Origin of the sequence: Cohnella baijiui, assembly GCF_020731285.1 — a bacterium.
Classification (GTDB): domain Bacteria; phylum Bacillota; class Bacilli; order Paenibacillales; family Paenibacillaceae; genus Cohnella.
In genome coordinates this window covers 1-224 of record NZ_JAJFOW010000418.1, presented here as the reverse complement: position 1 = coordinate 224, position 224 = coordinate 1, and the positions used below count along the sequence as shown (strand labels likewise).

1 pseudogene is annotated in these 224 nt (G+C 46.4%); it reads left to right on the top strand.

The features are described 5' to 3' along the window. Positions 1-224, top strand: a pseudogene (locus LKX83_RS33190) (hypothetical protein); the annotation flags it as partial.

The window sequence follows — 224 nt, the reverse complement described above, 5'->3', positions numbered from 1 at the left end:
CTCAACTGAAAGTCTTGATAGTATGGCGAAACGCACAGGCGCCTATGCTGCTATAAATGGCACATTTTTTAACGCATATACCGACAAGCGAGCGCATGGGGAGATTGTTATTAATTACGAAGAGAAAAATGAAGGGTGGTCCGGTGCTTCGATTGGTTTTATGGAGGATGGTACGCCTGCGATCATGTTTTCCGGTGCTCTTCCGCGCGATAATACGTACAAGC